The sequence below is a fragment of the Microbacterium cremeum genome (assembly GCF_015277855.1).
Classification (GTDB): Bacteria; Actinomycetota; Actinomycetes; order Actinomycetales; family Microbacteriaceae; genus Microbacterium; species Microbacterium cremeum.
Genome location: NZ_CP063812.1, coordinates 2830940 through 2855419 on the forward strand (window position 1 = coordinate 2830940; position 24480 = coordinate 2855419).

The 24480-nt window shown below is 71.9% G+C and carries 23 protein-coding genes; 9 read left to right on the plus strand and 14 right to left on the minus strand.

Annotated elements, in window-relative coordinates:
* The first annotated feature begins 81 nt into the window (after positions 1-81).
* From IM778_RS12845 to IM778_RS12865, 5 genes are all read left to right on the plus strand, one after another.
* Entirely contained in the window at positions 82-729 is a 648-nt protein-coding gene (locus tag IM778_RS12845) for a QsdR family transcriptional regulator (protein ID WP_194409254.1), read from the plus strand.
* 66 nt (positions 730-795) lie between these two features.
* Positions 796-1215 carry an acyl-CoA thioesterase gene (locus IM778_RS12850; RefSeq protein ID WP_194409255.1) on the plus strand — a complete coding sequence of 140 codons (420 nt, stop codon included), beginning with the start codon at positions 796-798 and terminating at the stop codon, positions 1213-1215.
* Between the two features lie 352 nt (positions 1216-1567).
* The gene (locus IM778_RS12855; RefSeq protein ID WP_194409256.1) at positions 1568-2635 is read left to right on the plus strand and encodes a phosphotransferase family protein; all 1068 of its coding nucleotides are present in this window, start codon (positions 1568-1570) and stop codon (positions 2633-2635) included.
* A complete protein-coding gene (locus tag IM778_RS12860; RefSeq protein WP_194409257.1) occupies positions 2635-3894 on the plus strand; it encodes an acyl-CoA dehydrogenase family protein in 1260 nt (419 codons plus the stop codon). The genes IM778_RS12855 and IM778_RS12860 overlap by 1 nt, the downstream gene beginning before the upstream one ends.
* Positions 3895-3952: 58 nt before the next feature.
* On the plus strand, positions 3953-5536 hold the full coding sequence (locus tag IM778_RS12865) for a long-chain-fatty-acid--CoA ligase (protein ID WP_194409258.1): 1584 nt from the start codon (positions 3953-3955) through the stop codon (positions 5534-5536).
* 327 nt (positions 5537-5863) lie between these two features.
* Here the strand turns inward: IM778_RS12865 and IM778_RS12870 are convergent, their stop codons facing one another.
* The 9 genes from IM778_RS12870 to IM778_RS12910 all read right to left on the minus strand — a co-directional run bounded on the left by IM778_RS12870 (position 5864) and on the right by IM778_RS12910 (position 14429).
* A complete protein-coding gene (locus tag IM778_RS12870) occupies positions 5864-7153 on the minus strand; it encodes an ABC transporter substrate-binding protein (RefSeq protein ID WP_194409259.1) in 1290 nt (429 codons plus the stop codon).
* A gap of 2 nt (positions 7154-7155) precedes the next feature.
* Positions 7156-8328, minus strand: a complete 1173-nt coding sequence (locus IM778_RS12875) for a branched-chain amino acid ABC transporter permease (protein WP_194409260.1) — start codon at positions 8326-8328, stop codon at positions 7156-7158.
* On the minus strand, positions 8325-9203 hold the full coding sequence (locus IM778_RS12880; protein ID WP_194409261.1) for a branched-chain amino acid ABC transporter permease: 879 nt from the start codon (positions 9201-9203) through the stop codon (positions 8325-8327). Before IM778_RS12880 ends, IM778_RS12875 begins: the two co-directional genes overlap by 4 nt.
* A complete protein-coding gene (locus tag IM778_RS12885) occupies positions 9203-9955 on the minus strand; it encodes an ABC transporter ATP-binding protein (protein ID WP_194409262.1) in 753 nt (250 codons plus the stop codon). The genes IM778_RS12880 and IM778_RS12885 overlap by 1 nt, the downstream gene beginning before the upstream one ends.
* Complete coding sequence (locus IM778_RS12890; RefSeq protein ID WP_194409263.1) at positions 9952-10689, minus strand: ABC transporter ATP-binding protein; 738 nt, start codon at positions 10687-10689, stop codon at positions 9952-9954. Before IM778_RS12890 ends, IM778_RS12885 begins: the two co-directional genes overlap by 4 nt.
* 437 nt (positions 10690-11126) lie before the next feature.
* A complete protein-coding gene (locus IM778_RS18020) occupies positions 11127-11993 on the minus strand; it encodes an SDR family NAD(P)-dependent oxidoreductase (protein WP_337905412.1) in 867 nt (288 codons plus the stop codon).
* Positions 11990-13060: an NADPH:quinone oxidoreductase family protein gene (locus IM778_RS12900; protein WP_228484542.1), complete on the minus strand. Its 1071-nt coding sequence runs from the start codon at positions 13058-13060 to the stop codon at positions 11990-11992. Before IM778_RS12900 ends, IM778_RS18020 begins: the two co-directional genes overlap by 4 nt.
* Positions 13047-13637 (minus strand): TetR/AcrR family transcriptional regulator, encoded by a 591-nt coding sequence (locus IM778_RS12905; protein WP_194409264.1) that lies wholly within the window; start codon positions 13635-13637, stop codon positions 13047-13049. The genes IM778_RS12900 and IM778_RS12905 overlap by 14 nt, the downstream gene beginning before the upstream one ends.
* A gap of 36 nt (positions 13638-13673) precedes the next feature.
* Positions 13674-14429, minus strand: a complete 756-nt coding sequence (locus tag IM778_RS12910; protein WP_194409265.1) for an SDR family oxidoreductase — start codon at positions 14427-14429, stop codon at positions 13674-13676.
* A 326-nt stretch (positions 14430-14755) separates the two neighbouring features.
* Here IM778_RS12910 and IM778_RS12915 point away from each other — a divergent pair, with 326 nt between their 5' ends.
* Both IM778_RS12915 and IM778_RS12920 read left to right on the plus strand, forming a co-directional pair.
* A complete protein-coding gene (locus IM778_RS12915; RefSeq protein ID WP_194409266.1) occupies positions 14756-15988 on the plus strand; it encodes an acyl-CoA dehydrogenase family protein in 1233 nt (410 codons plus the stop codon).
* 63 nt (positions 15989-16051) lie between these two features.
* On the plus strand, positions 16052-17203 hold the full coding sequence (locus IM778_RS12920; RefSeq protein WP_194409267.1) for an AI-2E family transporter: 1152 nt from the start codon (positions 16052-16054) through the stop codon (positions 17201-17203).
* A 154-nt stretch (positions 17204-17357) separates the two neighbouring features.
* Here IM778_RS12920 and IM778_RS12930 read toward each other — a convergent pair whose 3' ends face one another.
* A complete protein-coding gene (locus IM778_RS12930) occupies positions 17358-18005 on the minus strand; it encodes a DUF6325 family protein (RefSeq protein WP_228484543.1) in 648 nt (215 codons plus the stop codon).
* Between the two features lie 938 nt (positions 18006-18943).
* On the opposite strand from IM778_RS12930, the gene IM778_RS12935 reads away from it, so the two are divergent.
* On the plus strand, positions 18944-19990 hold the full coding sequence (locus IM778_RS12935) for an ATP-dependent DNA ligase (RefSeq protein WP_194409269.1): 1047 nt from the start codon (positions 18944-18946) through the stop codon (positions 19988-19990).
* Positions 19991-20256: 266 nt separating this feature from the next.
* Here IM778_RS12935 and IM778_RS12940 read toward each other — a convergent pair whose 3' ends face one another.
* The 4 genes from IM778_RS12940 to IM778_RS12955 all read right to left on the minus strand — a co-directional run bounded on the left by IM778_RS12940 (position 20257) and on the right by IM778_RS12955 (position 23756).
* A complete protein-coding gene (locus tag IM778_RS12940; RefSeq protein WP_194409270.1) occupies positions 20257-20727 on the minus strand; it encodes a nitroreductase family deazaflavin-dependent oxidoreductase in 471 nt (156 codons plus the stop codon).
* Positions 20720-21763, minus strand: coding sequence for a non-homologous end-joining DNA ligase (ligD, locus tag IM778_RS12945; protein ID WP_194409271.1), 1044 nt, complete (start codon positions 21761-21763; stop codon positions 20720-20722). Before ligD ends, IM778_RS12940 begins: the two co-directional genes overlap by 8 nt.
* A gap of 259 nt (positions 21764-22022) precedes the next feature.
* On the minus strand, positions 22023-23198 hold the full coding sequence (locus IM778_RS12950; RefSeq protein WP_194409272.1) for an SseB family protein: 1176 nt from the start codon (positions 23196-23198) through the stop codon (positions 22023-22025).
* 141 nt (positions 23199-23339) lie between these two features.
* Entirely contained in the window at positions 23340-23756 is a 417-nt protein-coding gene (locus IM778_RS12955; RefSeq protein ID WP_194409273.1) for a hypothetical protein, read from the minus strand.
* A gap of 74 nt (positions 23757-23830) precedes the next feature.
* Here IM778_RS12955 and IM778_RS12960 point away from each other — a divergent pair, with 74 nt between their 5' ends.
* Positions 23831-24439 (plus strand): MerR family transcriptional regulator, encoded by a 609-nt coding sequence (locus tag IM778_RS12960; protein WP_194409274.1) that lies wholly within the window; start codon positions 23831-23833, stop codon positions 24437-24439.
* Positions 24440-24480: the final 41 nt, after the last annotated feature.

Genomic DNA, 24480 nt, shown 5'->3' on the forward strand with positions numbered 1-24480 from the left:
GTATGCATCACTTTCGAGAATGTTGCACCACGTTCTGAGAGATGTTGCATCTCGACATCGGCACGGGGCTAGAGTTCCTGCATGACTTCGACCACGGCGCCCGTCTCGCCCATCGCCACGGTGGGGACGGATGCCGCGCCGTCGTGGCTCTCGGAGCGCCTGGCCGACGGATCGCATCCCGACGCCCGGCGTGCGTTCGAGGCCGCACGCGCCACGTTCATCGACGGCCGGCGCATCGACATGACGGCCCTGGCGGCGTCGCTGGGCGTCGACCGCACGTCGCTGTTCCGCTGGGTCGGCAACCGCGATGCGCTGCTCGGCGAGGTGCTGTGGTCGCTCGCGATCCCGACCATCGTGCAGGCCGAGCACGCGTGCGACGCGCTCACCGGCGGCGAGCGGATGTCGGCGGTGCTCACGCACTTCGTCGACGACCTCAACACGGCCGACTACTTCCGGTCGTTCCTCCGGCGCGAGCCCGCGCGGGCGCTGCGTCTGCTCACGACGAAAGAGAGCCCCATCCAGCGCCGGTACGTCGCGACGGTGGAGTGGCTGGTCCGGCGCGACCTGGGCGACGCGCCGCTCGGCGGGGCGATCTCCCCCGGCGAGCTGGCGTATCTGCTGGTCCGGCTCTCGGAGTCGTTCACGTACGCCGACCTGATCTCGGGCGATGCACCCAGCGCCGAACGCGCGCGCGTCGCCTTCCGCCTGCTGCTGCGCGTCGACGGCTGAGCCTGTCGAGCTGAATCGGTGCCCCGTCCACAGCGCCGGGCGCGGCATCCGTCCGAGGAGGAGTCCATGCCCGCCTACCCGATCCGCGAGCCCTTCGCGACGCGCTGGAACGACAACGACCAGTACGGCCACCTCAACAACACGGTCTACTACGCCGCGATGGACACGGCCGTGAACGCGTTCATGATCCGCGAGGGCGGCCTCGAACCGGTCGGCGGCGCCGCCATCGCGCTGTGCGCGGCGTCGTCGTGCGAGTTCCGCGCGTCGGCCGGGTTCCCCGAGCCGCTCGAGGTGGGCATCGACGTCGAGCGGCTCGGCACGACGAGCGTCACCTGGGCGCTCGGCATCCTGCGGCCGGGCGAGGACGATCCGATCGCGACGGGCCGCTTCGTGCATGTCTTCGTGGATGCCGCGACCCGGCGCCCGACGCCGGTTCCGGCATCCGTCCGCTCCGCGATCGAGACGCACCTGCACCCCCGGGGTTGATCCCCGCCCGCCCTCCCGCCCCGCCGTCCTGCCGTCCCGTCTTCCCGCCCTCCCGTCTTCCCGCACCAGCGGCACGGGCACGCTCCACCGGCCCCGCACCTCGCACCCGGAGCGGCCCTCCCGCCCGGTCCCGAACTTCGGATCCGGAAACCGGACTTCGCCACGCTTTCCGGAGTGCACGAACGCCCGCGGTCCGGAAACACCGCGATCCTCCGATTTCCGGATCCGAGAACCGGAGAACGCGCCGACGCCCGCGAATCACCGCACAAACCGACCATCCGGTATGCTGGAGCTCTGAACCTCGCGGAGGCACGGCGAGAACCCCGAGGGCGGGGGCAGAGAGGGGTCGAGGATGACCGGAGTTCCGGGACTGGACACGGCGGGGTTCGCCGCATGGCTGGACGCCGCGCACCCGGAGCTGGCGACGGCAGGTGAGCTGACGGCATCCGTCATCGCGGGCGGGCGCAGCAACCTCACCTATGCCGTCGACGGTGCGCGCGTGCCGCTCATCCTCCGGCGCCCCCCGCTCGGGCACGTGCTCTCGAGCGCCCACGACATGCGGCGCGAGCATCGGGTGATCTCGACTCTCGCGGGCTCGGGCGTGCCGGTGCCCACGGCGATCGACGTCGTCGACGACACCGATGCCGCCCGCGTCACAGGGACCGTGTTCTTCGTCATGGAGCGGTCCCCGGGCCGCGTGCTGGTGAAGCGCGAGCAGAACGCCGACTACTCCCCCGCGGGCCTCAGGCGTCTCAGCCTCGATCTCGCGCGACACCTCGCCGACCTGCACGCAGTGGATCCGGCATCCGTCGGCCTCGGCGACTTCGGCCGCCCCGACGGCTACCTGGAACGGCAACTGAGCACGTGGCGGCGGCAGCTGGATGCCTCGCGGTCACGCCCGATGCCGAAGCTCGACGCCCTGGAGGCCGGGCTCGGCGCCGAGGTCCCGCGCACGGCACGCACCGGCATCGTGCACGGCGACTATCGGCTCGACAACGCGCTCGTCGTCGGCACCGCCGAAGAGCCTCGCATCTCGGCGATCCTCGACTGGGAGATGGCGACCCTCGGCGACCCGCTCGTGGACGTGGGCATGCTCGGCATGTACTGGGACATCGCCGATCTTCCGGGAGGGTCGGGGGTCGTGCCGAGCTCCGTCGATCCCGCGGCCGGCTATCCCGCGTTCGCCGAGCTCGTCGACGCGTACGCCGAACGCGGCGGCATCGGCGTTCCCGACCTGCGCTGGTACCGGGCCTTCGCCGCGTACAAGCTCGCCGTGATCCTCGAGGGCATCCACTACCGCTTCCAGGCGGGCGCCACGGTCGGCGAGGGGTTCGACCGCATGGGCGCGCTGGTCGAACCGCTCGCCCGGTCAGGACTCGCGACCCTCGCGGCCGGCCCTCGCACACAGGAGGTGCACTGATGGATTTCGCTCCCGACGCCACGGCCCGCGCTGTCACCGAACGCGCCCGCGCGTTCCTCGACGAGCACGTGCTGCCCGCCGAACCGCTGCTCGACGAACAGCTCGCGGCGACGCCCGGCGAGTGGACGGTACGTCCGGTCGTGCGCGACCTGCAGCAGAAGGCGCGGGAGCAGGGCCTGTGGAACCTCTTCCTCCCCGGCGGGCCGAGCGGGCCCGGCGGGCACGGCGGGCCCGGAGGGCCCGGCGCGCCCGGCGCGCCCGGCGGGGCCGGCCTGACGAACCTGCAGTACGCGCCGGTCGCCGAGGTCACCGGATGGAGCCCGCGCCTCGCCCCCGCCGCCTTCAACTGCGCGGCCCCCGACACCGGCAACATGGAGGTGCTGAACGACTTCGGCACGCCCGAGCAGAAGGAGCGCTGGCTCGGGCCGCTGCTCGAGGCCCGTATCCGCTCGGCGTTCTGCATGACCGAGCCCGAGGTCGCCTCGTCCGACGCGACGAACATCGGCACCCGCATCCGCCGCGACGGCGACCACTACGTCATCACCGGCCGCAAGTGGTGGTCGACGGGCGCGATGAACCCCGACGCCGCGGTCTTCATCGTGATGGGAAAGACCGATCCGGATGCCGCACGCCACCGTCAGCAGTCGATGATCCTGGTTCCGCGCGAGACGCCGGGCGTGCGCATCGTGCGGGCGCTCACCGTGTTCGGCTACGACGACCGCGACCACGGGGGCCACGCCGAGATCGCGTTCGACGACGTCCGCGTGCCCGCCGATCACCTCATCGCCGGCGAGGGCGACGGCTTCACGATCGCGCAGGCGCGCCTCGGACCCGGCCGCATCCACCACTGCATGCGCGCGCTCGGCATGGGCGAGCGCGCGCTCGCGCTGATGGTGTCGCGGGCGGGCGAGCGCCAGGCGTTCGGGCGCTCGCTGGCCGAGCAAGGCGTCGTGCGCGAGTGGATCGCCGAGGCCCGCATCCAGCTCGAGGCGCTCCGCCTGCTCGTGCTGAAGACCGCCTGGCTCATGGACACCGTCGGCAACAAGCACGCGATGACCGAGATCCAGGCGATCAAGATCGCTGTTCCCCGCGCCGTCCAGCAGATCGTCGACCGCGCGATCCAGCTCCACGGCGGCGCCGGGGTCTCATCCGACACGCCCCTCGCCGAGCTGTACGCCGGTGTCCGCTCGCTGCGGATCGCCGACGGCCCCGACGAGGTGCACCTCGCCGGCCTCGGCCGCGCGCAGCTTCGCACCTGACGACGACGGATGCCGCGGCATCCGTCACCACTTCCCTCGACGTCGAAGGAGACGAACGATGACCACCCACCCGAACGACCCCGCGATCGACGGGCCCGGCTTCGCGACGCTGTCGGTCGCGAGCATCCTCGCCGAGTCGGCCGTGCGGCACGCGGAGCGCACCGCGTTCCACTTCGCCGGCACGACCACCACCTACCGCGACCTGTGGGACCAGACCCGTGCGTATGCCGGCGCATTGCGCGCCCGAGGCATCGGCCGCGGCAGCCGCGTCGCGATGCTCGTCCCGAACGTCCCGGATTTCGCGCGCGTGTACTACGCCACGCTGTCGCTCGGCGCGGTCGTCGTGCCGATCCACCTGCTGCTCAAGGCCGACGAGATCGCCTATGTGCTGCGCGACTCCGGCGCCGACCTGCTCGTGGCGGCCGCACCGCTGCTGGGCGAGGCGACTCCGGCCGCCGGCCAGGCGGGCGTGCCGCTGGTGACCGTGCTGCTGCCCGCCGACGCCGGCGTCGACCTGCCCCGGCTCGAGCTCGAGGCCGCGACGGCGACCCCGATCCCCCGCCACGAGCCGGTGAATCCGCTGGATGCCGCGACCATCCTCTACACGAGCGGCACGACCGGCATGCCCAAGGGTGCGGTCGGGTCGCACCTGTCGATCGTCGAACAGGTGCACGCGACGCTCATCGACGCGTTCGACCTGCGCGCCGACGACGTGGTCTTCGGCGGGCTGCCGCTGTTCCACACGTTCGGGCAGACCGCGGTGATGAACATCGCGCTGCGGGTCGGGGCATCCGTCATCCTCCTCCCCCGCTTCGACCCCGACCAGGCCCTCGCGCTGATGGCCGGGCACGAGGCGACGGTGTTCACGGCGGTGCCGACGATGTACGTCGGGATGCTGGAGGCCGCCCGCCGCTCGGACGCCCGCCCGCCGTTGCGGTACGCGGTCTCGGGCGGGGCGGCACTGCCCGTCGCAGTGCTCGAGGGGTTCCGCGAGTCGTTCGGCGCCGACGTGCACGAGGGGTACGGGCTCACCGAGACCGCGCCGACGGTGTCATCGAACCCGCTGCACGAGCCGATCCGCCCGGGCACCGTCGGACGCACGATGTGGGGCGTCGACGTCGCGATCGCCGATCCCGAGGTCGAGGATCGCATCGAGCTGCTCGACGCGCCGGGCGCGCTCGGCGAGGTGGTCGTGCGCGGCCACAACCTCTTCAAGGGATACCTCGGGCGGGAGGATGCCTCGGCCGCCGCCGTCGTCGACGGCTGGTTCCGCACCGGCGACCTCGGCACGTACGACGGGGGCGTCCTCACGATCGTCGACCGCAAGAAGGACATGATCGTGCGCTCGGGCTACAACGTGTACCCGACCGAGGTCGAGGCCGTGCTCGCGCGGCACCCGGGAATCGCGATGGCCGCGGTGTTCGGCGTCGCCGACGACGTGCGCGGGCAGGAGGTGCACGCGGCCGTCGTGGCGCACGAGGGGGTCGCGCTCGACGCCGACGAGGTCGTGGCCTTCGCGCGCGAGCGGATCGCGGCATACAAGTACCCGCGCATCGTGCACGTCATGCCCGCGCTCCCGCTCGGCGCGAGCGGCAAGGTGCTCAAGCGCGAACTCGTCGCTCAGTTCACCCCGGTGCACTGAGCGGACGACGGATGCCTCACACCACCGCGGTGCGAGGCATCCGTCGTCCGCGGACCTGGTCCTGAGGCTCCGGAATTCGGACTTGTCGACGGTTTCCGGAGTTCTTCGCACCCACTGCTCCGGAAAGCGCGTGAAAGTCCGATCTTCGGATCCGGCGAATGGTCGTCGGCCCGACCCGTCCACTCCTGCGACAGCGCCCGGCCCACTCAGGGCCGGGCGCGCACGCGAATGCGCGGGCTCTCATGGCAGCCCGGGCTGCGGGTCAGGAGCCCAGCACGCGGAAGGCCCGGACCCCCGCGAGGGAGTCCGGGCCTTCTGCCGTCCGGGTCAGGAGCCCGGCACACCCTCGCCCGACAGCGCGACCGGCGCGGGCTCGACGGCGGTCACGCTGCCGCCCTCGACCGCGTACGTCGCGCCGACGTAGTCCTGCACGCCCTGGTCGACGGCGGTGATGCCGACGCCGAGATAGGCGGCGTGGCTGTCGTCCGCGAACGACAGCGGGAGGATGCCGTTGCCCGCGAGATCGCCGGACTGCACCGCTTCGATCAGCGATGCGCGTGTCGGGTTCTCGCCGGCCGCTTCGAGAGCCTCGGCGAAGAGGTACGCGACGCTCATGCCGTAGATCGTGTTGCCGTCGAACGGCGCCCCGTCGTTGTACTCCTCGTTGATCTGCTGGAAGAGCGCGACCCACTCGGAGTCGCCACCCGCCGACGGCAGGTAGTTCGTGCCGACGAGTCCCTGCAGGAGCTTGGGACCGAGGTCCTCGCCGAGGTATCCGACGAGCGTCGGATAGTCGGCGCCGGACGACGACGAGAACCACATCGGGAACCAGCCGAGCTGCGCCGCGGTGCCGACCGCCAGCGCGGTGAAGCCGTTGATCGTGGCGAGGATGTTGATCTCGCAGCCCGCGGCCTTGAGGGCGCCGATCTGCGCCGCGACGTCCTGGTTCGACACCGAGTAGCGCTCGATGTGCGTGAGCCCGTCTTCGCCGAGCGCGAGCTGGGCGCCTTCGATCATCTCGTCGCCGAAGTCGTCGTCCTGACCGAGCAGGCACACCTTCTTGTCCGGGTACTCGTCCGCGGCGTACTGCGCGAGCGCGGCGCCCTCGACGATGTAGTCGGCGTTGAATCCGAAGGTGAACGGATACTTCTCGGGCTGGTTCCAGCTGGTCGAGCCCGAGGCGACGAACAGGTCGGGCACCTCGTTCTGGTTGAGGTAGTCGAGCACGGCGGTGTGTGTCGGGGTTCCCAGGCCGTTGACGATCGCGAACACCTCGTCCTCCTGCACGAGCTCGCGCACCACGGTCTGCGTCGTCGCCGGGTTGTAGCCGTCGTCCTTCACGAGGTACTCGATGGACCGGCCGTGCACACCGCCCTGATCGTTGAGGTAGTCGAAGTACGCCGTGGCGGCGGCCGAGATCGACGAGTAGCCGGCGGCGGCCGGTCCGGTCAGCGGCGTGTGCGCGCCGATCGTCACGGTGTCGTCGCTGACGCCGGGAGCTGCCTCGGCCGGGTCGTCGCCGGTCGCGGCGGGCGTGCTGCACCCCGCGAGCGCGACGAGGACGGCGGATGCGCCGGCCAGCGCCGCGACGCGGCGCGTGAGGGTGTGCTGTGACATGGTCACCTCTTTCTCGGTGGTGGGGGTGGTGCGGGTGTGAGGACGGATTCGGGATGCCGCGACCCGGTCGACGGCGCCGGCTCGGCGTGCTCCGGGGCCGCGGACGCCGGACCACCGGGCGACGGCGGGCTGCCGGTCCCCGGCGCGCGGCGGCGAGGGCGGCGAGGGCGGCGCAGGCTCGCGAGCCCGCCGGGCCACGCGAGCATGACGACGATGAGCAGTGCTCCGAAGACGAGCACGGCGAGGTTGCCCGACAGCCGCTGCTCGACCTCCGTCGGCAGCGGGATCGCCGACACCACGGTCGACAGCAACCACGGCAGCAGCACGATGAGCGCCGCCCCGATCGCCGCGCCGCCGATGCTGCCGAGCCCGCCGAGCACGACGGCGACGACGAGCAGAAGCGAGAACGCGAGCGTGTACGCGCCGGGGCTCACCGACTGGGTCACGAAGCAGAGCACGGCGCCGCCCGCGCCCGCGGCGACCGAACTGACACCGAACGCGGTGACCTTCACGCGCCCGGCGGGCACGCCGCTCAGGCGCGCGGCGGTCTCGTCGTCGCGCGCGGCCCGCATGCGCAGCCCGAGGCGTCCGCGCGAGAGCGCCACGAGCGTCGTGACGACGATGCCGGTCACGACGATCGCGACCCACGCCTGCCACTGTTCGACGGCGATGAGCCGCTCGAGCACCGGCGGAACGCCGTCGTACGCGATCTGCAGGCCCTGGTCTCCGCGCAGGACGCCCGAGAAGACCGCCGCCACGGCCGGGACGGCGATGACCAGGGCCAGCGTGACGCCGGCGAGGTACGGCCCCCGCAGCCGCGCCGCCGCGAGCCCGAGCAGCCATCCGAGCGCGCCCGACGCGGCGACCGCCCCGAGCATGCCGGCCAGGAAGCGAGGGATGCCGTCGATCCCGGCATCCGTCATCGCATTCGCCGTGAGCGCGTAGCCGTAACCGCCGGCGGCCATGAGCGCGGCTTGGCCGAGCGAGAGCTGCCCGCTGTGACCGATGAGGACGGTGAGGCCCGCGGCGGCGCAGAAGTACGCCGCGACCGACGCGAGCTGGAAATTGCGGTACGGGTCGAGCAGGAATGTCCCGGCGAGGGCGAGGATCGTGAGCGCCGCGCCGAAGACGACGGTGCGAGGGATGCCGCGGAGCCGCGGAAGCAGCCTGGTCATGCCGTCCGCGCCTCTCGCATCGAGAAGATCCCGCCCGGGCGGAGGAGCAGCACCGCGACCAGCAGCACCAGCACGCCGATGGGGGCCACCGTCGCGCCGAGATAGCCGGTGACGAGCGTCATCGCGACGCCGACGACGAGGCCGCCCAGCAGCGCGCCGACCGGGGAGTCCAGTCCGCCGACGACCGCGACGGCGAAGGCGTAGACGAAGAGCATGTCGGTCGCGTGCGGGTTGAGGCCGAGCTCGGTCGGCACGAGCAGCATCGCGGCGAGCGCGGCGACCGCGGCCGACAGCATCCATCCGATCGTCACCATGCGGTTCACCCGCACGCCGAGCACCCGTGACACCTCCGGGGCGAACGCGGATGCCCGCAGCTGCAGGCCGAGCGAGGTGCGGGTGAACAGCACCGCGAGCCCGCACATCACGAGCAGCGCGACGACCAGGACGAACACGTCGTAGGGCGAGAGCAGGGGCACGCCCGCGACGACGATGGGGCTGTCGTCGAACGGCGCACGCACGGGCCGGTACTGCGGGCCGAACAGGATGCCGAGCAGGGACTGCAGCACCATCACCAGGCCGATCGCCACGATGACGCCCGACAGCGGACTGGTGTGCGGGGCGTGCCGCATGACTCCGCGCTCGACGGCGAATCCGAGCGCCGCGCCGGCGAGGAGGCCGGCGGCCAGGCCCGCCCAGTAGGAGCCGGTGAGGCCGGTGACCGCGAAGGCGACGTAGGTGGCCACGAGTGCCATGGCGCCCTGCGCGAAGTTGACGATGCGCGCGGCGCGCCAGATCAGCACGAGCGACAGCGCGAACAGGGCGAAGATCGCGCCGCGCGCGAGCCCGGTGGCCAGGAGGAAGAGCAGTCGGTCCATCAGAATCCCAGATAGGCGTGGCGGAGGGTCTCGTCGGCGGCGAGGGCGGCGGCCGGGGCATCCGCCACCACGCGTCCGAGGTCGAGCACGACACCGCGGTCGGCGATCGACAGCGCGCTCGTGACGTTCTGCTCGGCGAGCAGCACCGTGAGCCCGCGGTCGGCGGCGGCGTCGCGGAGGGTGCCCATGAGCTGCGCGACCACCAGCGGTGCGAGGCCCAGCGACGGCTCGTCGAGCGCGAGCAGGATCGGCTCGGCGATGAGCGCACGGCCGAGCGCGAGCATCTGACGCTCCCCGCCCGACAGCTGGTGCCCCGCGCTGGTGCGGCGTCGGGCGAGCGGCTCGAAGAGCTCGTAGATGCCGGCGATCGCGCGCTCGCGCGAGGGGCCGCGGTGGCGCCACAGGGCGCCGAGGCGCAGGTTCTCGTCGACGGTGAGCTCGGCGACGACGCTCTGCCCGTCGGGCACCAGCGCGACGCCGCGGCGCGCGCGGTCCTCGGTGCGGAGCGCGGTGAGGTCGTCGCCGTCGAGGACGATGACCCCGGATGCCGTGGGCCCGAGTCCTGCGAGGGCCCGCAGCAGCGTGGTCTTGCCGGCGCCGTTGGCTCCGAGCAGCGCGACCACTTCGCCGGGTGCGAGCGCGAAGGTCACGCCGTGGAGGACGGGCGCGCCGCCGTAGCCCACGGTCAGGTCGCGGATCTCGAGCGCCCCGTCACGGGTAGGCGCTTCGAGGCGTGTGGCAGCGGTGCTCATGCGGTCGCCTTCACTCCGAGGTAGGCCTCTTCGACGCGCGGGTCGGTGCGCACCTCGGCCGGCGTGCCGCGCGCGATGACGCGTCCGAAGTCGAGCACCACGATGCGGTCGGCGAGGCCCATGATGAAGTCCACGTGGTGCTCCACGATCAGCACGGCACACCCGGTCTCGGCGACGCCGCGCACGATTCCGCCGAGGTCCGCGATGTCGTCGGCGCCGAGGCCTCCGGCCGGCTCGTCGAGCATCAGCAGCCGGGGCTCGGTGACGAGCGCGCGGGCCAGCGCCACGCGCTTGCGGTCGGGGTACGACAGCGCCGCGACCGGACGGTCGGCGAGTGGGGCGAGGTGCAGCGCCTCGAGCCGGGCCTCGACGACGCCGGCGCCGTCCAGGCGCCCGGCCACCGGCACCTCGACGTTCTCTCGGACCGTGAGCCCGGCGAACAGCCCGAGGCCCTGCAGCGTGCGCGAGACGCCGCGCGCGGTGAGCGCCGAGGTGCGGCGGGGCGCGGGCACGCCGTCGAGCAGGACATCGCCGCGGCGGCGCACCAGCCCGCACACGGCGTTGAAGACGGTCGTCTTGCCGGCGCCGTTGGGTCCGATGAGCGCCACGATCTCGCCGGGGCGGACGTCGAACGAGACGCCATCGAGCGCCGTGAGGCCGCCGAAGGCGACCCGCAGGTGCGAGACCTCGAGGCGCGCGGGAGCGCGTTCGCCGGTCGGGGAGCTTACGTTCATCGGCACCTCTTCGTGTCGTTGCGCCCACTGTACATCAGAAACCGACCGGGCGGTATGTTCCTGTTGCACGAGCCTCGGTCCGCTCGGCCCGCTCGGCGCGCTCGGCGCGCTGGGATCGCTGGGATCGCTCGGCGCGCTCGGCGCGCTGGGCGCTGGGATCGCTGGGATCGCTGGGATCGCTGGGATCGCTGGGATCGCTGGGATCGCCGAGAGTGCAGCTGACGGACGAGAGGTAGGGAGGTTCCCTCACCCTCGTCCGCCAGGTGCACTCTCGCGACACGGGCGACGACGACGGTGCGGCCACGGGCCGAGAGCGAGGGCGGGCCCTCGTGGCCCGGGGCCGGGGTCGCGGACGAGGGGCGTCGGCCCGCTCGACCCTCTCGGCCCGCGGAGATCGCCGAGAGTGCAGCTGACGGACGAGAGCAAGGGAGGTTCCCTCACCCTCGTCCGCCAGGTGCACTCTCGCGGACAAGGGCCGAGGGCCACGGGCCACGGGCCACGGGCCGAGGGCCGAAGGCCGAAGGCCGGGCCAGCGCCCGGACCGGCCCGGGCCGGCGCGCGGCTACTTGTGCGGGATGCCGGCGATCATGCCGCCGTCGACCACGAACTCCGCGCCGCTCGTGAACGACGAGGCGTCCGAGGCGAGGAAGACGATGGTGCCGGCGATCTCGGCGGGCGTGCCACCCCGCCCGAGCGGGATGTCGAGGTTGTCGGGGGTCGATCCGCGCCGTCATGGGCGTGCGCACGAATCCCGGGTGGACCGAGTTGACCCGGATGCCGGAGGGCCCGAGTTCGACCGCGAGCGACTTGGTCAATCCGCGCACGCCCCATTTCGACGCCGTGTACGCGTGGACCCCGGGGCTGCCGCGCATGCCGTCGACGGACGAGATGTTGATGATCGAGCCGCCGCCCTGCCGCTTCATGAGCGGCACCACGGCGCGGCAGCCGAAGAAGACGCCGGTGAGGTTGACCGCGATCGCGGCATCCCACTTCGCGGTCGTCAGGTGCTCGATCGGGGCGGCGTTGGCGATGCCGGCGTTGTTGACGAGCACGTCGAGGGCGCCGAAGGCGTCGACGGCGGCGGCGATCGCGGCATCCCACTGCTTCTCGTCGGTCACGTCGAGATGCACGAACCGAGCGCGGTCGCCGAGCTCGTCGGCGAGCGCCCGGCCACGGTCGTCGCCGACGTCGGCGACGACGACGCGCGCCCCGGCGTCGTGCAGCGCGCGAACCGATGCCGCGCCGATGCCGCGCGCTCCGCCCGTGACGAGCGCGACCCGCCCGCCGAGGTCGGACCCGCTCACGAGCCCAGTTCGATGACGACGCGGCCGACCGTTCCGCCCGCGGCGAGCGCGGTCAGCGCCTCGGGGGCACGCTCGAACGGAACGGTGTGGTCGACGACCGGCCGCACCGCGCCGGCGTCGGCGAGACGGGTCAGCTCGGCACGGGCGTCGCCGATGAGGTCGGGGCGCACGCGCGGGTACAGCCCCCAATGCAGGCCCAGCACGGAGTAGTTCTTCACCAGCACGTGCCCCGCGGGCACCGTCTGGATCGTTCCGCCCGCGAACCCGACCACCACGATCCGGCCCTCGAACGCGACGCACTTGGTGGACGCCTCGAACGCGGCGCCGCCGACCGGGTCGAACACGACGTCGGCACCGTGCCCGCCGGTCGCGGTCTTGACGCCCGCCACCAGATCATCGGTCCCGCGCACGAGCACCACCTCGGCACCCGCCTCGCGGGCGACGGCGGCCTTCTCGGCAGAGCCGACGACGCCGATCACGCGGGCGCCGGCCTCGACCCCCAGCTGCACGGCCGCAAGGCCCACGCCGCCCGCCGCGGCATGCACCAGCAGCCATTCGCCGGCCTGCAGCGCGGCTCGGCGGTGAAGCCCGAACCACGCGGTCTGGTACGCCACCGTCAGCCCTGAGGCTTCAGCATCCGTCAAGGCCTCCGGGGCCGCCCACACGTCGGCTGCCGGCAGCACCGCGTACTCCGACAGCACGCCGATCTTGGAGCCGACGACACGCGCCCCCACCGCGAGCCCCGCGAGCCCCGCGCTCCCCTCGACCCCCGCGCTCCCCTCCACCCCGGCGCCGAGTGCGACGACCGTGCCGACGACCTCGATCCCGGGCGTGAACGGCAGGTCGGGCCGGACCTGGTATTCGCCGCGGCACAGCAGCACGTCCGGGAAGTTCGCCGCGACGGCGGCGACCTTCACGAGCACCTCCCCGGCTGCGGGTGCGGGTACGGGGACCGTGTCGAGCGAGAGCGCGTCGGCCGGCTCGCCGAGCGCGGTCACCCGCCAGGCGCGCATCGACTCGGGAACCTGGTCGAGCCCGAGGCTCACCTCGGCGTCAGTGTGCGGCATCCGTCCTCCTCAGACTGGTCAGGAATAGATCGGTCAGCTGTTCGGCGACGAGCGTCTTGTCTTCGGGCCCCTCGGGCGAGTACCAGTGCGAGAGGTAGTGCACGTCGCTGAAGAAGTGCGCGACCAGCATCGCGACCGGGATGTCGGTGCGGTAGCGACCCTCGGCCTGCCCGCGCTCGATCAGCTCGGCGAACTCGTCGTGGTAGGCGCGGCGGCGGCGCGTCACCTCCTGCCGGCGCGGAGCCGACAGCATGTTGAGGCTGCGGAAGAAGACCGCCCCCTCTTCCATGTGGTCGATCGAGGTCTCGAGCACGTCGATGCACACCGCACGCAGCACGTCGTCGACCGAGCCGCCGCGCGCGATGATCTCGTCGAGGTGCGCCTTCTGCAGGGTGAGCAGCCGTTCGTAGATGCCGAACAGCAGGTCGTCCTTCGACTCGAAGTAGTGGTACATCGCGCCCTTGGTGACGCCGGCGGCGGCCACGATCTGCTGCACGCTGGTGTTGGCGTAGCCCTGACGGGCGAACAGCTCGACGGCGGCGCGGGTGACGTCGTCTGCGACGTGGGAATCCTTCATGCCTTCATCTTTCACCCGAACGCGACGTGCACCCTGTCACAGCAGGGGACGGATGCCGGCGCCGCCGTCGATCGGCAGCGTCTGGCCGGTGATCCACGCGGCGTCGTCCGACAGCAGGAACGCGACAGGTCCTGCGACATCGGCGGGCTCGCCGAGGCGCCGCAGCGGATAGGCGCTGGACGCCTCCTCCTCGTGCCCCTCGTAGAGCGCCCGGGCGAACACGGTCTTGACGACGGCGGGGGCGACGGCGTTGACGCGGATGCCCGGCGCGAGCTCGTACGCGAGCTGTGCGGTGAGGTTGATGAGCGCGGCCTTCGAGATGCCGTACAGACCGATGCCGGGACTCGCGCCGAGCCCGGCGACCGAGGCGATGTTGACGACCGACGTCGACAGTCCCGCGCGGACGGCGCTGCGGGTCCAGTCGAGCGCCGCGAGCACATTGACCTCGAGGATCTTCCGCGCAGCCTCCACCTCGACGTCGGCGAGCGGCCCGTACGCCGGGTTGATGCCGGTGTTGTTGACGAGGTGGTCGATCCGGCCGTGGCGTTCGGAGACGTGGGCGAACACCGCTTCGCGATGCTCGGGGTCGTCGGCGCGACCTGCCACGGCCGATGCTGCGGGGCCGAGCTCGGCCAGCGCGGCATCGAGCCCCTCCTGCTTGCGGCCGGTGATGACGACCGACCCGCCCTCGGCGACGATGCGCTGTGCGATGGCGAATCCGATGCCGCGGCTCGCTCCGGTGACGAGGGTGACCGTGCCGTCGAAACGGCCGCTGCGGTCGGTGTGGGTCATGGCGCCTCCTCGCGACATACCGGCTGGTCGGTTTTCCACCGTACCACGCGGTGCTCGGCATCCGTCATGCCGTCTTCTTGCGCCTGTCCCGCTCGGTTTGCCGGATCCGGAAACCGGAGGATCGCACTGTTTCCGGAGCCGCCGCCGCGCGGGAGCCCGGAAAACGCCTCGGACTCCGATTTCCGGATCCGGCAAGATGAGCGTGCGGGCCGCAGAGCCGGAGAGCCGCCGCGGCCAGCAATGGGACTGAGTCCTATGGTCGGCGATATTCAGTTCCACTAGACTGGATGCCGCACCACCGTCACCCGCGCGTCAGGAGTCCGATCGTGACCGAGTTCCAGCCCCGCCCCGGTCAGAGCGTCGACGGCTACGACGTCACCGCGCGCCTCGGCACCGACTACTACGCCGTGTTCGCCGACATCCCCGCCGCCGACCGCGACGCGTGGGAGCGCGCGCAGGCGTACATCGACGAGGTCGGCACGCGCATGCAGGACGCGTGGGACACGGCCGACTACCCGCTCGATCTCGCGATGCGCGCCGGCGAGCTCGACCTCTTCAACGACGGCATCGACCACCCCTCGCTCACGCACTTCTCCCCGCTGGCGGCGGGCCTGGTGAACATGGAGATCTCGCGCGGCGACGGCTCGCTCGGCACGGTGCTCGCCGTCCAGGGCGGACTCGCGCTGCGCACGCTCGCGCTCTTCGGCAGTCCCGAGCAGCAGGAGCGGTGGGTCGTGCCCGTCGCGCGCGGCGAAGTTCCGGCATCCTTCGCCCTCACCGAGCCCGACCACGGCTCGGACTCGGTCTCGCTCGAGACCACGGCCCGCCGCGACGGCGGCGAGTGGGTGCTCGACGGCGCGAAGAAGTGGATCGGCAACGGCGCGTCGGGCGGCATCACGTTCGTGTGGGCGCGCGTCGACGATCCCGAGAGCGAGCACCACGGCGCCGTGCGGTGCTTCCTCGTCGAGCAGGAGACGCCCGGGTACACCGGCACCGTGATCGCCGGCAAGGCGTCGCTGCGCGGCATCCATCAGGCCCACATCGCCCTCGACGGCGTGCGCGTGCCGCTCGATGCCGTCCTGCCCGGCACGAAGAGCTTCAAGGATGCCTCGACCGTGCTGTACTCGACCCGTTCCGGCGTCGCGTGGTCGGCGCTCGGCCACGCCACTGCGTGCTACGAGGCGGCGCTGGCGTATTCGCAGCAGCGCGTGCAGTTCGGCAAGCCTCTCGCGAAGTTCCAGATGGTGCAGGAGCGGCTCGCGCAGATGCTCGAGGAGCTCACCGCGATGCAGCTCTACTGCCGCCACATGGCCGACCTCGAGACGCGGGGCGAGCTGCGCCCCACCCAGGCGTCGCTGGCGAAATACCACAACACGCGCGCCGCTCGCCGCATCGCCGCGATCGCGCGCGACCTGCTCGGCGGCAACGGAATCCTGCTCGAGAACGGCGTCATGCAGCACATGGCCGACATCGAGGCGATCCACACCTACGAGGGCACCGAGAGCGTGCAGGCCCTGCTCATCGGCCGCGACATCACCGGCATGAGCGCTTTCGCGTAGCGAACGCACGGACTCGCGCGCAACCCGCCTGCCGCAGGCGGACGCCGCGGATACCCTCGGCGCATGGGACTGTTCCGGAACGACCCGCAGACGGTGCGCCTGGAGTCGCACGACGTCGAGCCGAAGGCCACCCGGCCCCCGTGGAGCCTGTGGGCCGACGGATTCGGCCGGCTCGGCATCCGTTCGATCCAGATCATCGTCGTGGTCGCGGTCGTCGCGGGCATCATCTTCGCGATCCAACAGCTCACCCTCGTCACGATCCCCCTCGTCATCGCGCTGATCCTCGCGTGCGCGTTCGCGCCGGTGATGGGGTGGATGCGGCGGCGCGGCGTTCCCGCGCTGCTGGCGACCGTGCTCACGCTGCTCGCGATCGTGGTGCTGCTCACCGGCATCGGCTGGCTCATCGTGTGGGCGGTGCGCGATCAATGGGACGAGCTCTACGCGCAGGCCGTGGAGGGCGTCCAGGCGGTCATCGCGTGGGTGCAGACGCTGCCCTTCGCGCCGGATCAGGCGCAGCTCGACGAATGGCTCGACACCGCCCTCGACTTCGTGACCAGCGCGCAGTTCGGTTCAGGGGCGCTCGCGGGCGTCGGCGCGGTCGCGAGCTTCTTCACCGGCTTCGTGCTGATGGTGACGATCCTGTTCTTCTTCCTCAAGGACGGACCGCAGATGTGGGAGTTCCTGCTGCGGCCGTTCCGCGGCGAGCACTATGTGCGGGCGCGCCGCATCGGCGACAAGACGGTCGGGGTGCTCGGCTCGTACGTGCGAGGCACAGCGACGGTCGCCCTGGTCGACGCGGTCGGCATCCTCATCGGCCTGCTGATCCTGCAGGTGCCGCTGGCGATCCCGCTCGCGGTGCTGGTGTTCCTGCTCGCCTTCATCCCGATCGTCGGTGCGGTGCTCGCCGGCATCGTCGCAGCTCTCGTCGCCCTGGTCGCGAACGGCTGGGTCAACGCGCTCTTCGTCGTCGGGGTCGTGGTGCTCGTGAACCAGCTCGAGGGCAACTTCCTGCAGCCGTTCCTCATGGGCCGGTCGATGAAGCTGCACGCGTTCGTGATCCTCGTCGCCCTGACGATCGGCACCGTGCTCGGCGGCATCGTCGGCGCGGTGCTCGCCGTGCCGATCGCGGCCGCCGCGTGGGGCGCCGTGCAGGTGTGGGACGGCCCCGGGCTGCCCGCGCGGTGGGCGCGACCCAAGCTTCCGATCGAGTCGTAGCGGCGCGGCGCGGCGCGGCGCGGCGTGCCTGTCGAGATGTGAGAAGGCCCCCACGTCCGTTCCGCACAGCGTGGGGCGCTGGGTGGACGGGCGTGGAGGCCGGCCGCGGCGCAGGGCCGCGGCATCCGTCATCGCGTGAGGCGGGTCGGTGTGCTCAGAACCGCCGCTCGCGCCGGTCCTGCCGGCGGTCCTGCCGGCGGTCGATGCCGTTCGAGACGACCTTCGCGGTGCCGACGACCGCAGCGGTGCGCGCGACCGGGCGGCCGATCATTCCGACGCGTCCGACGCGTCCGATTCCGATGGGCATGTCATTCTCCTTCGTTCGACATCGACGCGATGAGCGCCTGGGTCGGGATCCGGCCGGAAGCGACGAGCTGTCCGCCGTTGCGGCGCACCGCCACGGCGAACGGCGCCGCCCACGTGTTCTCCCACACCAGCCGGCGGTGCTGCCCGGCTCCATCGCCGCGGCGATGTGCACGAGGTCCTCCTCGGCGAGCACCTCGGCCAGCGTCGCCTCGATCGTGCCCAGCGGGCCCAGGTCGTCGAGGTCGTCGAACTCGTCGACCTCGATCGACCCGTCTTCGTTCTTGCGCACGATCACGAGGTCGAGCACGCGCACGGTGCCGCCGGCGACGAGCAGGGCGAGCTCTTCGGCGGCCTCGCCCGTGAAGGTGCTCTGACCCGCGGGGAACTCGACCACGATGTAGTCGATGGGCCCCAGCTCTTCGTCGGCTTGGATCATCTCCGCCACTGCCAGGTCGACGGCGAGCTCGTCTGCGCCGTCGTTGTCGGTCTCTGCCATGGGATTCCCTCTCGTCGGGTGCTGCGGCCACGATCAGTCTCGTGCGACGGATGCCGCCGGGCAATGCTCCGCGGGCCTCCCGGGCAGAGTTCACGCGATCTGCGTGAAGGGTGGGCGCGGGCGCCTCCGCCTCGCGGCTCGCGGGGACCCCGCCCTTCGCCCCTGCCGCCTCCGCCTCCCGCCTCCGCCTCCCGCCTCGGCCCCCGCCTCCCGCCTCCGCCCGCCACCGCCGCCCGCCTCGGCCCCCGCCTCCCGCCTCCACCTCCCTGCCGAGAACAGGTGATCTGGCGAGAACAGGAAGGTTCCGGGGCATTTCGTCCTGCATTCGCCAGATCACCTGTTCTCGGAGACGGATGCCGGGACTCACGGGAGCCTCCGCCCAGCGCCCCCGGGGACCCCGCCCCTCGCCCCTGCCACCTCCGCCCACCGCCTCCCGCCTCCGCCCGCCTCGGCCCCCGCCTCCCGCCGCCTCCCCCCTCCACCTCCCTGCCGAAATCAGGTGATCTGGCGAGAACAGGAAGGTTCCGGGGCATTTCGTCCTGCATTCGCCAGATCACCTGTTCTGGGCGACGACGGATGCCGGGACTCACGGGAGCCTCCGCCCAGCGCCCCCGGGGACCCCGCCCCTCGCCCCTGCCACCTCCGCCCACCGCCTCCCGCCTCCGCCCGCCTCCGCCCTCCGTCTCCACCTTCCTGCCGAGAACAGGTGATCTGGCGAGAACAGGAAGGTTCCGGGGCATTTCGTCCTGCATTCGCCAGATCACCTGTTTTGGGCGACGGATGCCGGGGCTCGCGGGCTCCGGCGGGTCCCGCAGTCGGCGAGCCACTGGGCGAAGGATGTCGGGACTCGCGGAAGCCGGCGGGCCACAGTCGGCGAGCCACAGGCCGCCGGATGCCGGGGCTCGCGGGCGTCGGTGGGGCGCGGCAGGATGGAGCCCATGCCGTACGAGATCCCCGCGCCGATGCTCGCCAAGTCCGTGCCCGACGTGCCCGACGTGGCCAAGGTGCCGGGCAGTCTCAGCTACGAGCCCAAGTGGGACGGCTTCCGCGCGCTCGTCTCGTGGGACGGCGAGGCGGTCGAGATCGGGTCACGGGGCGCGAAGCCGCTGACGCGCTACTTCCCCGAGCTCGTCGAGGCGTTCGCGCGCCTCCTCCCCGAGCCGTGCCTGCTCGACGGCGAGATCGTCGTGCCCGTCGACCGCGACGGCCGGCGCCGGCTCGACTGGGAGTCGCTGTCGCAGCGCATCCACCCCGCGGCATCCCGGGTCGACATGCTCGCCGAGCAGACCCCGGCGATGTTCATCGCGTTCGACCTGCTCGCCGTCGGCGACCGCGACCTGCAGCACGAGCCGTTCGCGACGCGGCGCGAGACCCTCGTCGAGCTGCTGCGAGACGTGCCCGACCCGGTCCACGTCACGCGGACCACCGACGACCCCGATCTCGCACGCCGCTGGCTGGCCGAGTTCGAGGGGGCGGGCCTGGACGGCGTCGTGGCCAAGCCGCTCGATCAGCCCTACGCGCCGGGCAAGCGCACGATGTTCAAGATCAAGCACGCACGGACGGCGGATGTCGTGGCTCTCGGCTATCGGATCCACAAGTCCGGCGAAGGCGTCGGATCCCTGTTGGTCGGCCTGTACGGCGAGGACGGCACGCTGTACCCCGTCGGCGGCGTGGCCGCGTGGAGCAACGCACGCCGGCTCGAGCTCATCGACGAGCTGGCACCGCTCGTCGAACGGGACGCCTCGGGCGAGGCGGTGCGCGGAGAGGGAGAGAAGTCCCGGTTCCAGGCCGGCCGGGCGGACTCGTCGTTCGTGCGGCTGCGGCCCGAGCGGGTGCTCGAGGTGCGCTACGACCAGCTCGAGGGGTGGCGGTTCCGCCACACCGTGCAGTTCGAGCGGTGGCGGCCCGACCGCGACCCGCGTTCCTGCACCTACGAGCAGCTCGAGGTCGTCGCCGCCTACGACCTCGCCGACGTCCTGGTCTGAGGCCGCGCGTTCGTCCCTTGGCGGCGATCCGTCGCTCAACGACCGAACAGCGCCCCCGGTCGTTGAGCGAGCGAAGCGAGACGAAACGCCTGCAGATCCGCAGCGCCCCCCGGTCGTTGAGCGAGCGAAGCGAGACGAAACGCCTGCAGATCCGCAGCGCCCCCCGGTCGTTGAGCGAGCGAAGCGAGACGAAACGCCTGCAGATCCGCAGCGCCCCCGGTCGTTGAGCGAGCGAAGCGAGACGAAACGCCTGTAGATCCGCGAGGTCAGTGCGGGCGGGGCGACGTGAACTCGACGATCGGGAGGTGCGCGTCACCTCCCGCCGCGACATCCATCGCCGCGCTGAGGTGCCGCCACGCCGTCGGATGCGCCACCGCGTAGCGCGACAGCACGGCGTTCGACTCGGTTCGGTCGAGCAGGCGCACGTCCGCGCGCACCCGTCGGGCGCGCCCCGTACTCAGATACGCGACCTCGTTCGCCCGCAGGTTGCGGTACCACTGCGACTTCTCGCCGAACCCCGATGCCACCCGGATCACGTTGCGCTCACGCTCGACGACCTCGACCACCACGTACCGGGGCTCGTGCGAAACCCGCCCGAGGTGCTCGATCATGATGAGGCGCGGGCCGAAGATCCAGCCGAACCCGTGGCGATACAGCGGAATCGGCATCCGCATCAGCCATGGTGTCTTCAGCAGGCGCGCGGTGAGCCGATCAACGATGCCGGGACCGTCAGGCATCGTCCTTCGGCCAGTTCTCGGGGTTGATGCGGCTCGGCTGCACACGCGGAGGCTCGCCGGGCATCTTCGGGAAGTCCGGCGGGAACGGCAGCTCGCCGAGTCCCGCGTCCAGATCCCGCTGCCACCACTCGAGCAGCGTGTCGATGCGCCCGGGCTTGGCGAGCAGGTCGGCCCACGGGTCACCGACGTCGGCGAGGCGCTGCGGCACCGAGCGCACGGTGAAGGTCGCGGGGTCGACCCCCGCTTCGAGCTCGTCCCACGTGAGCGGCGTCGACACGGTCGCGCTCGGCAGCGCGCGCGGGCTGTAGGCGCCCGCCATCGTGCGGTCGCGGTTGGCCTGGTTGAAGTCGATGAAGATGCGCTCGCCGCGCTCCTCCTTCCACCAGTTCATGGTGACCTTCTCGGGCAGGCGGCGCTCGAGCTCGCGCCCCGCCGCGATCACCGCGTGGCGCACGTCGAGGAACTCCCACCGCGGCTCGATCGGGCAGAACACATGGATGCCGCGATTGCCGCTCGTCTTGAGGAACGCCGTCAGCCCTGCCTCGGCCAGCACGTCGCGCATCGCGGGGGCGACGGCCGCGGCATCCGCGAAGTCCGTGCCCGGCTGCGGATCGAGGTCGATGCGCAGCTCGACCGGGTTGTCGGTGTTCGCCGTCAGCGACGCCCACGGGTGGAACACGATCGTGTTCATCTGCACCGCCCACACCGCGGCGGCGATCTCGGTGAGGATGATCTGCGGATGCCGGCGCCCGCTGTTGTACGTCACCGTCTGCGACTCGACGAACGCCGGTGCACCCTTGGGCGGGTTCTTGGAGTAGAAGCGCTCGCCTCCGACGCCCTCCGGGAAGCGCTCGAGCGACACCGGCCGGTCGCCGTTGGCGGCGAGGAACGGCTCGCTCACCGAGATGAGGTACTCGGCCAGCTCGTGCTTGGTGATGCCCACCTCGGGCCAGATCACGCGGTTGGGGTTCGAGACCCCGACCTCGCGGTCTCCGTGCGGACCGGGGACGGTGAGGGTGATGCGCTCCGACGCCATGCTCCGACGCTAGCGGGATGCCGCGACATCCGGCATCCCCTTACTCACCGGCCGGTGCGTCCACAGGTCGCCCGCGCACCCCCAGGACGCTTCGGGCACCGTGCCCTTCGCCAAAACAGGTGATCTGGCGGATGCAGGACGAAAGCCTCCGCAAACATCCTGCCTCCGCCAGATCACCTGTTTTCGAGAAGACGGCTTCTCGAGAAGGCGGCGAGGGCAGCATGCGGCCGCGGACCTCCGACGACCGGGCGCGCGGACCTCAGTCGACGAGCGCGAGCAGCGGCGCGAGGTCTTGGCGCGTGAGCCGGATCCACGGGCCGGCCGGGTCGACGACGACGCCGCTGAGTCCGGCATCCGTCATCAGCGCCTTCGCCAGCTGCGCGCCCGTCAGCGGCGCGGCGTTGTCGCCCCTGCCGGTCACCGCCACCTCGAGCGGGTGCGAGTACACCTCGAGGTAGCGCGACCCGTCGGGGAGCCGCCCCTCGGCGAGCCCCGGCACGCCGCCTTCGGCCTGCCCGACGGCCACCCACAGCTTGGTATGCACGAGGGCCGCGGCGACGGCGGCCGCGGTCGCGGGCGTGCGCTCTCCGACGAGCAGCGTCTTGACGGTGAGCTGTGTGTCGGCCTGGTCGACGAGCCGCTGCAGCAGCTCACGAGGAAGAACGGCCCGCGCCGGAGCCGACGCGGGGTCGATGATGATGCCGTCGTACGACGAGGCGAGCACGTGCCGCAGCACGCTCATGACCGGCTGCGCCATGGCCGAGGTGTCGGCGTCGCCGTCGGCGCGCAGGCTCGCCTGCAGCGCGGCTCCGCTCGAGTACACGAGTCCGAACGTGCGCTCGCCCACGGTCGCGACCGCGAGCGGCAGGTCCTTGCCCTCCGACAGAAGCGTCCGCGCATCGCCCTTGACCCGCAGGAACACGTGCCCTTGCAGCAGCTGCCGCGCGACGTCGAGCAGAGTCTGCGACGGCGGTCCGTCCGGCACGCGCGCGAGCGCTTCGCGCAGCAGCACGTTGTCGCGCAGTCCCGGGATCGTCTCGCTCGGCGCCGGGGCGACCTCGTTCGCCGCGCGGGCTCCGAGGCGGGGCGGGGCCGGCGGAGCCGACTGCGCGGGGGTCGCTCCGAGTCCCCCGAACGACGAGACCGAGATCGAGACGGATGCCGCGGCATCCGCCTCTGCGGAGCTCGCGGCGGCCGGAGCCTCCGATGGCGTGGGCTCACCCGCGGCTTCGGCGGTCGTGCCGGCCGGTGTCGCGGCATCCGTCGTCGTCTCGGCCGGTGTCGAGGCATCCGTCGCCGTCTCGGCCGGTGTCGAGGCATCCGTCGTCGTCTCGGCCGGTGTCGACCCGGAAGCCGCCTGACCGCTCGAGGCCTGCGGCGCCTCCGTCGGCTCCGAGTCGGCGGGCTTCTTGGGTCGGCGCGAGAACAAGGCCATTGTGCGAGCCTAACTCGCCTCCTGGTTCGCCGTCTGCGTACCGTACTCAGGATGACCGCCCACCGCGCGCCCTGTCAGTGGCGGTTTTCCGCGGCGCGCAGGTCGCCGTGGGCAGAGTGTTCCTGAGAACGGTACGCGGGCTCAGCCCAGCGCCGCGACTCCGGCGGCGATGACGCCGATTCCGACGGCGAGGAGGGATGCCGCGAGCACGACGACGCCCACCCACAGCAGCGCGATCGCCCGGCCCGGGCGCTCCGGGTCGCGACCGAGCACCGACAGGAAGAACCCCGCGGGGATGAGGATCGCGGCGACCAGCACCCCGACCGATGCCCACTGCCACGGCAGGCTCGCGTCCACGGCGGAGGTCAGCAGGAGGCTCACGAGCCCGAGGATGACGAGCACGCCCGCGTGCGCGTGTCCGGCGCGGAAGAACGTCTTCTGCAGTCCGTTGAACGGCAGTCCGCCTGTTGCGATGCGGAGCAGGAAAGTGCCGCCCGACATGATGCCGATGACGGTGAGGATCGTCGCTCCGGCGACGATCGTGAGGATCGGGTCCATGGCGGTCTCCCTTGGATAGTGCCAGTGTCCAATGTTGGATAGCTATAGTATCCAACATTGGACCCGGAGGCGCCATGAAGATCTCAGAACTGTCGGAGCGCAGTGGCGTGCCCGTCGCGACCGTGAAGTTCTACATCCGAGAGGACATGCTCCCTCGCGGAGAGGCGGTGTCGGCGACGCGCGCCGAGTACAGCGACGAGCACCTGTCGCGTCTCCGGCTCATCGCGGCACTCGCGGACGTGCGCGGACTTCCGCTGTCGCGTGTGCGCGACATCCTCGGTCTCATCGACGCCCCCGTCGGCGACCCCATCGAGACGCTCGGCCGGGCTGTGGGCGCGCTGCCCCCGTACGTGGACGGCGACCGCGACGACTACCCGCGAGCGCGCGCCGCGATCGCCGAGCTCGGACTCACCTACGATCCCGACTTCACCGCGGTCGCACAGCTCGATGAGGCGCTCGGCGCCCTGGAGGGGGCGGGACTGGATGCCTCGCCCGCCGTCCTGCGGCGGTACGCCGACGCGATGACCCAGGTGGCCAGGGCCGAGATCGCGCCCGTCGCTTCCATGCCGCTCGAGAATGCGGTGTCGTACGCCGTGCTCGGCACAGCGCTCTACGAGCCCGTCATGCTCGCCCTGCGCCGCCTTGCCCACCACCATTTGCTCGTCGAGCGCTCCGGCGACTGAGCGAACCCGGGACGACGCAACGACCGAGGTCGCCCGCCGGA

Bases quoted from the DNA above. Each gene is read 5' to 3' on its own strand.
- IM778_RS12905 (WP_194409264.1), bottom strand. From the start codon at position 13,637: ATGAAGGATTCCCACGTCGCAGACGACGTCACCCGCGCCGCCGTCGAG.
- IM778_RS12880 (WP_194409261.1), bottom strand. From the start codon at position 9,203: ATGGACCGACTGCTCTTCCTCCTGGCCACCGGGCTCGCGCGCGGCGCG.
- IM778_RS12850 (WP_194409255.1), top strand. From the start codon at position 796: ATGCCCGCCTACCCGATCCGCGAGCCCTTCGCGACGCGCTGGAACGAC.
- IM778_RS12940 (WP_194409270.1), bottom strand. From the start codon at position 20,727: ATGCCTGACGGTCCCGGCATCGTTGATCGGCTCACCGCGCGCCTGCTG.
- IM778_RS12910 (WP_194409265.1), bottom strand. From the start codon at position 14,429: ATGACCCACACCGACCGCAGCGGCCGTTTCGACGGCACGGTCACCCTC.
- IM778_RS12960 (WP_194409274.1), top strand. From the start codon at position 23,831: ATGAAGATCTCAGAACTGTCGGAGCGCAGTGGCGTGCCCGTCGCGACC.
- IM778_RS12920 (WP_194409267.1), top strand. From the start codon at position 16,052: ATGGGACTGTTCCGGAACGACCCGCAGACGGTGCGCCTGGAGTCGCAC.
- IM778_RS12955 (WP_194409273.1), bottom strand. From the start codon at position 23,756: ATGGACCCGATCCTCACGATCGTCGCCGGAGCGACGATCCTCACCGTC.
- IM778_RS12950 (WP_194409272.1), bottom strand. From the start codon at position 23,198: ATGGCCTTGTTCTCGCGCCGACCCAAGAAGCCCGCCGACTCGGAGCCG.
- IM778_RS12900 (WP_228484542.1), bottom strand. From the start codon at position 13,060: ATGCCGCACACTGACGCCGAGGTGAGCCTCGGGCTCGACCAGGTTCCC.
- IM778_RS12845 (WP_194409254.1), top strand. From the start codon at position 82: ATGACTTCGACCACGGCGCCCGTCTCGCCCATCGCCACGGTGGGGACG.
- IM778_RS12890 (WP_194409263.1), bottom strand. From the start codon at position 10,689: ATGAACGTAAGCTCCCCGACCGGCGAACGCGCTCCCGCGCGCCTCGAG.
- IM778_RS12855 (WP_194409256.1), top strand. From the start codon at position 1,568: ATGACCGGAGTTCCGGGACTGGACACGGCGGGGTTCGCCGCATGGCTG.
- IM778_RS12885 (WP_194409262.1), bottom strand. From the start codon at position 9,955: ATGAGCACCGCTGCCACACGCCTCGAAGCGCCTACCCGTGACGGGGCG.
- ligD (WP_194409271.1), bottom strand. From the start codon at position 21,763: ATGGCGTCGGAGCGCATCACCCTCACCGTCCCCGGTCCGCACGGAGAC.
- IM778_RS12930 (WP_228484543.1), bottom strand. From the start codon at position 18,005: ATGGCAGAGACCGACAACGACGGCGCAGACGAGCTCGCCGTCGACCTG.
- IM778_RS12875 (WP_194409260.1), bottom strand. From the start codon at position 8,328: ATGACCAGGCTGCTTCCGCGGCTCCGCGGCATCCCTCGCACCGTCGTC.
- IM778_RS12935 (WP_194409269.1), top strand. From the start codon at position 18,944: ATGCCGTACGAGATCCCCGCGCCGATGCTCGCCAAGTCCGTGCCCGAC.
- IM778_RS12865 (WP_194409258.1), top strand. From the start codon at position 3,953: ATGACCACCCACCCGAACGACCCCGCGATCGACGGGCCCGGCTTCGCG.
- IM778_RS12860 (WP_194409257.1), top strand. From the start codon at position 2,635: ATGGATTTCGCTCCCGACGCCACGGCCCGCGCTGTCACCGAACGCGCC.
- IM778_RS12870 (WP_194409259.1), bottom strand. From the start codon at position 7,153: ATGTCACAGCACACCCTCACGCGCCGCGTCGCGGCGCTGGCCGGCGCA.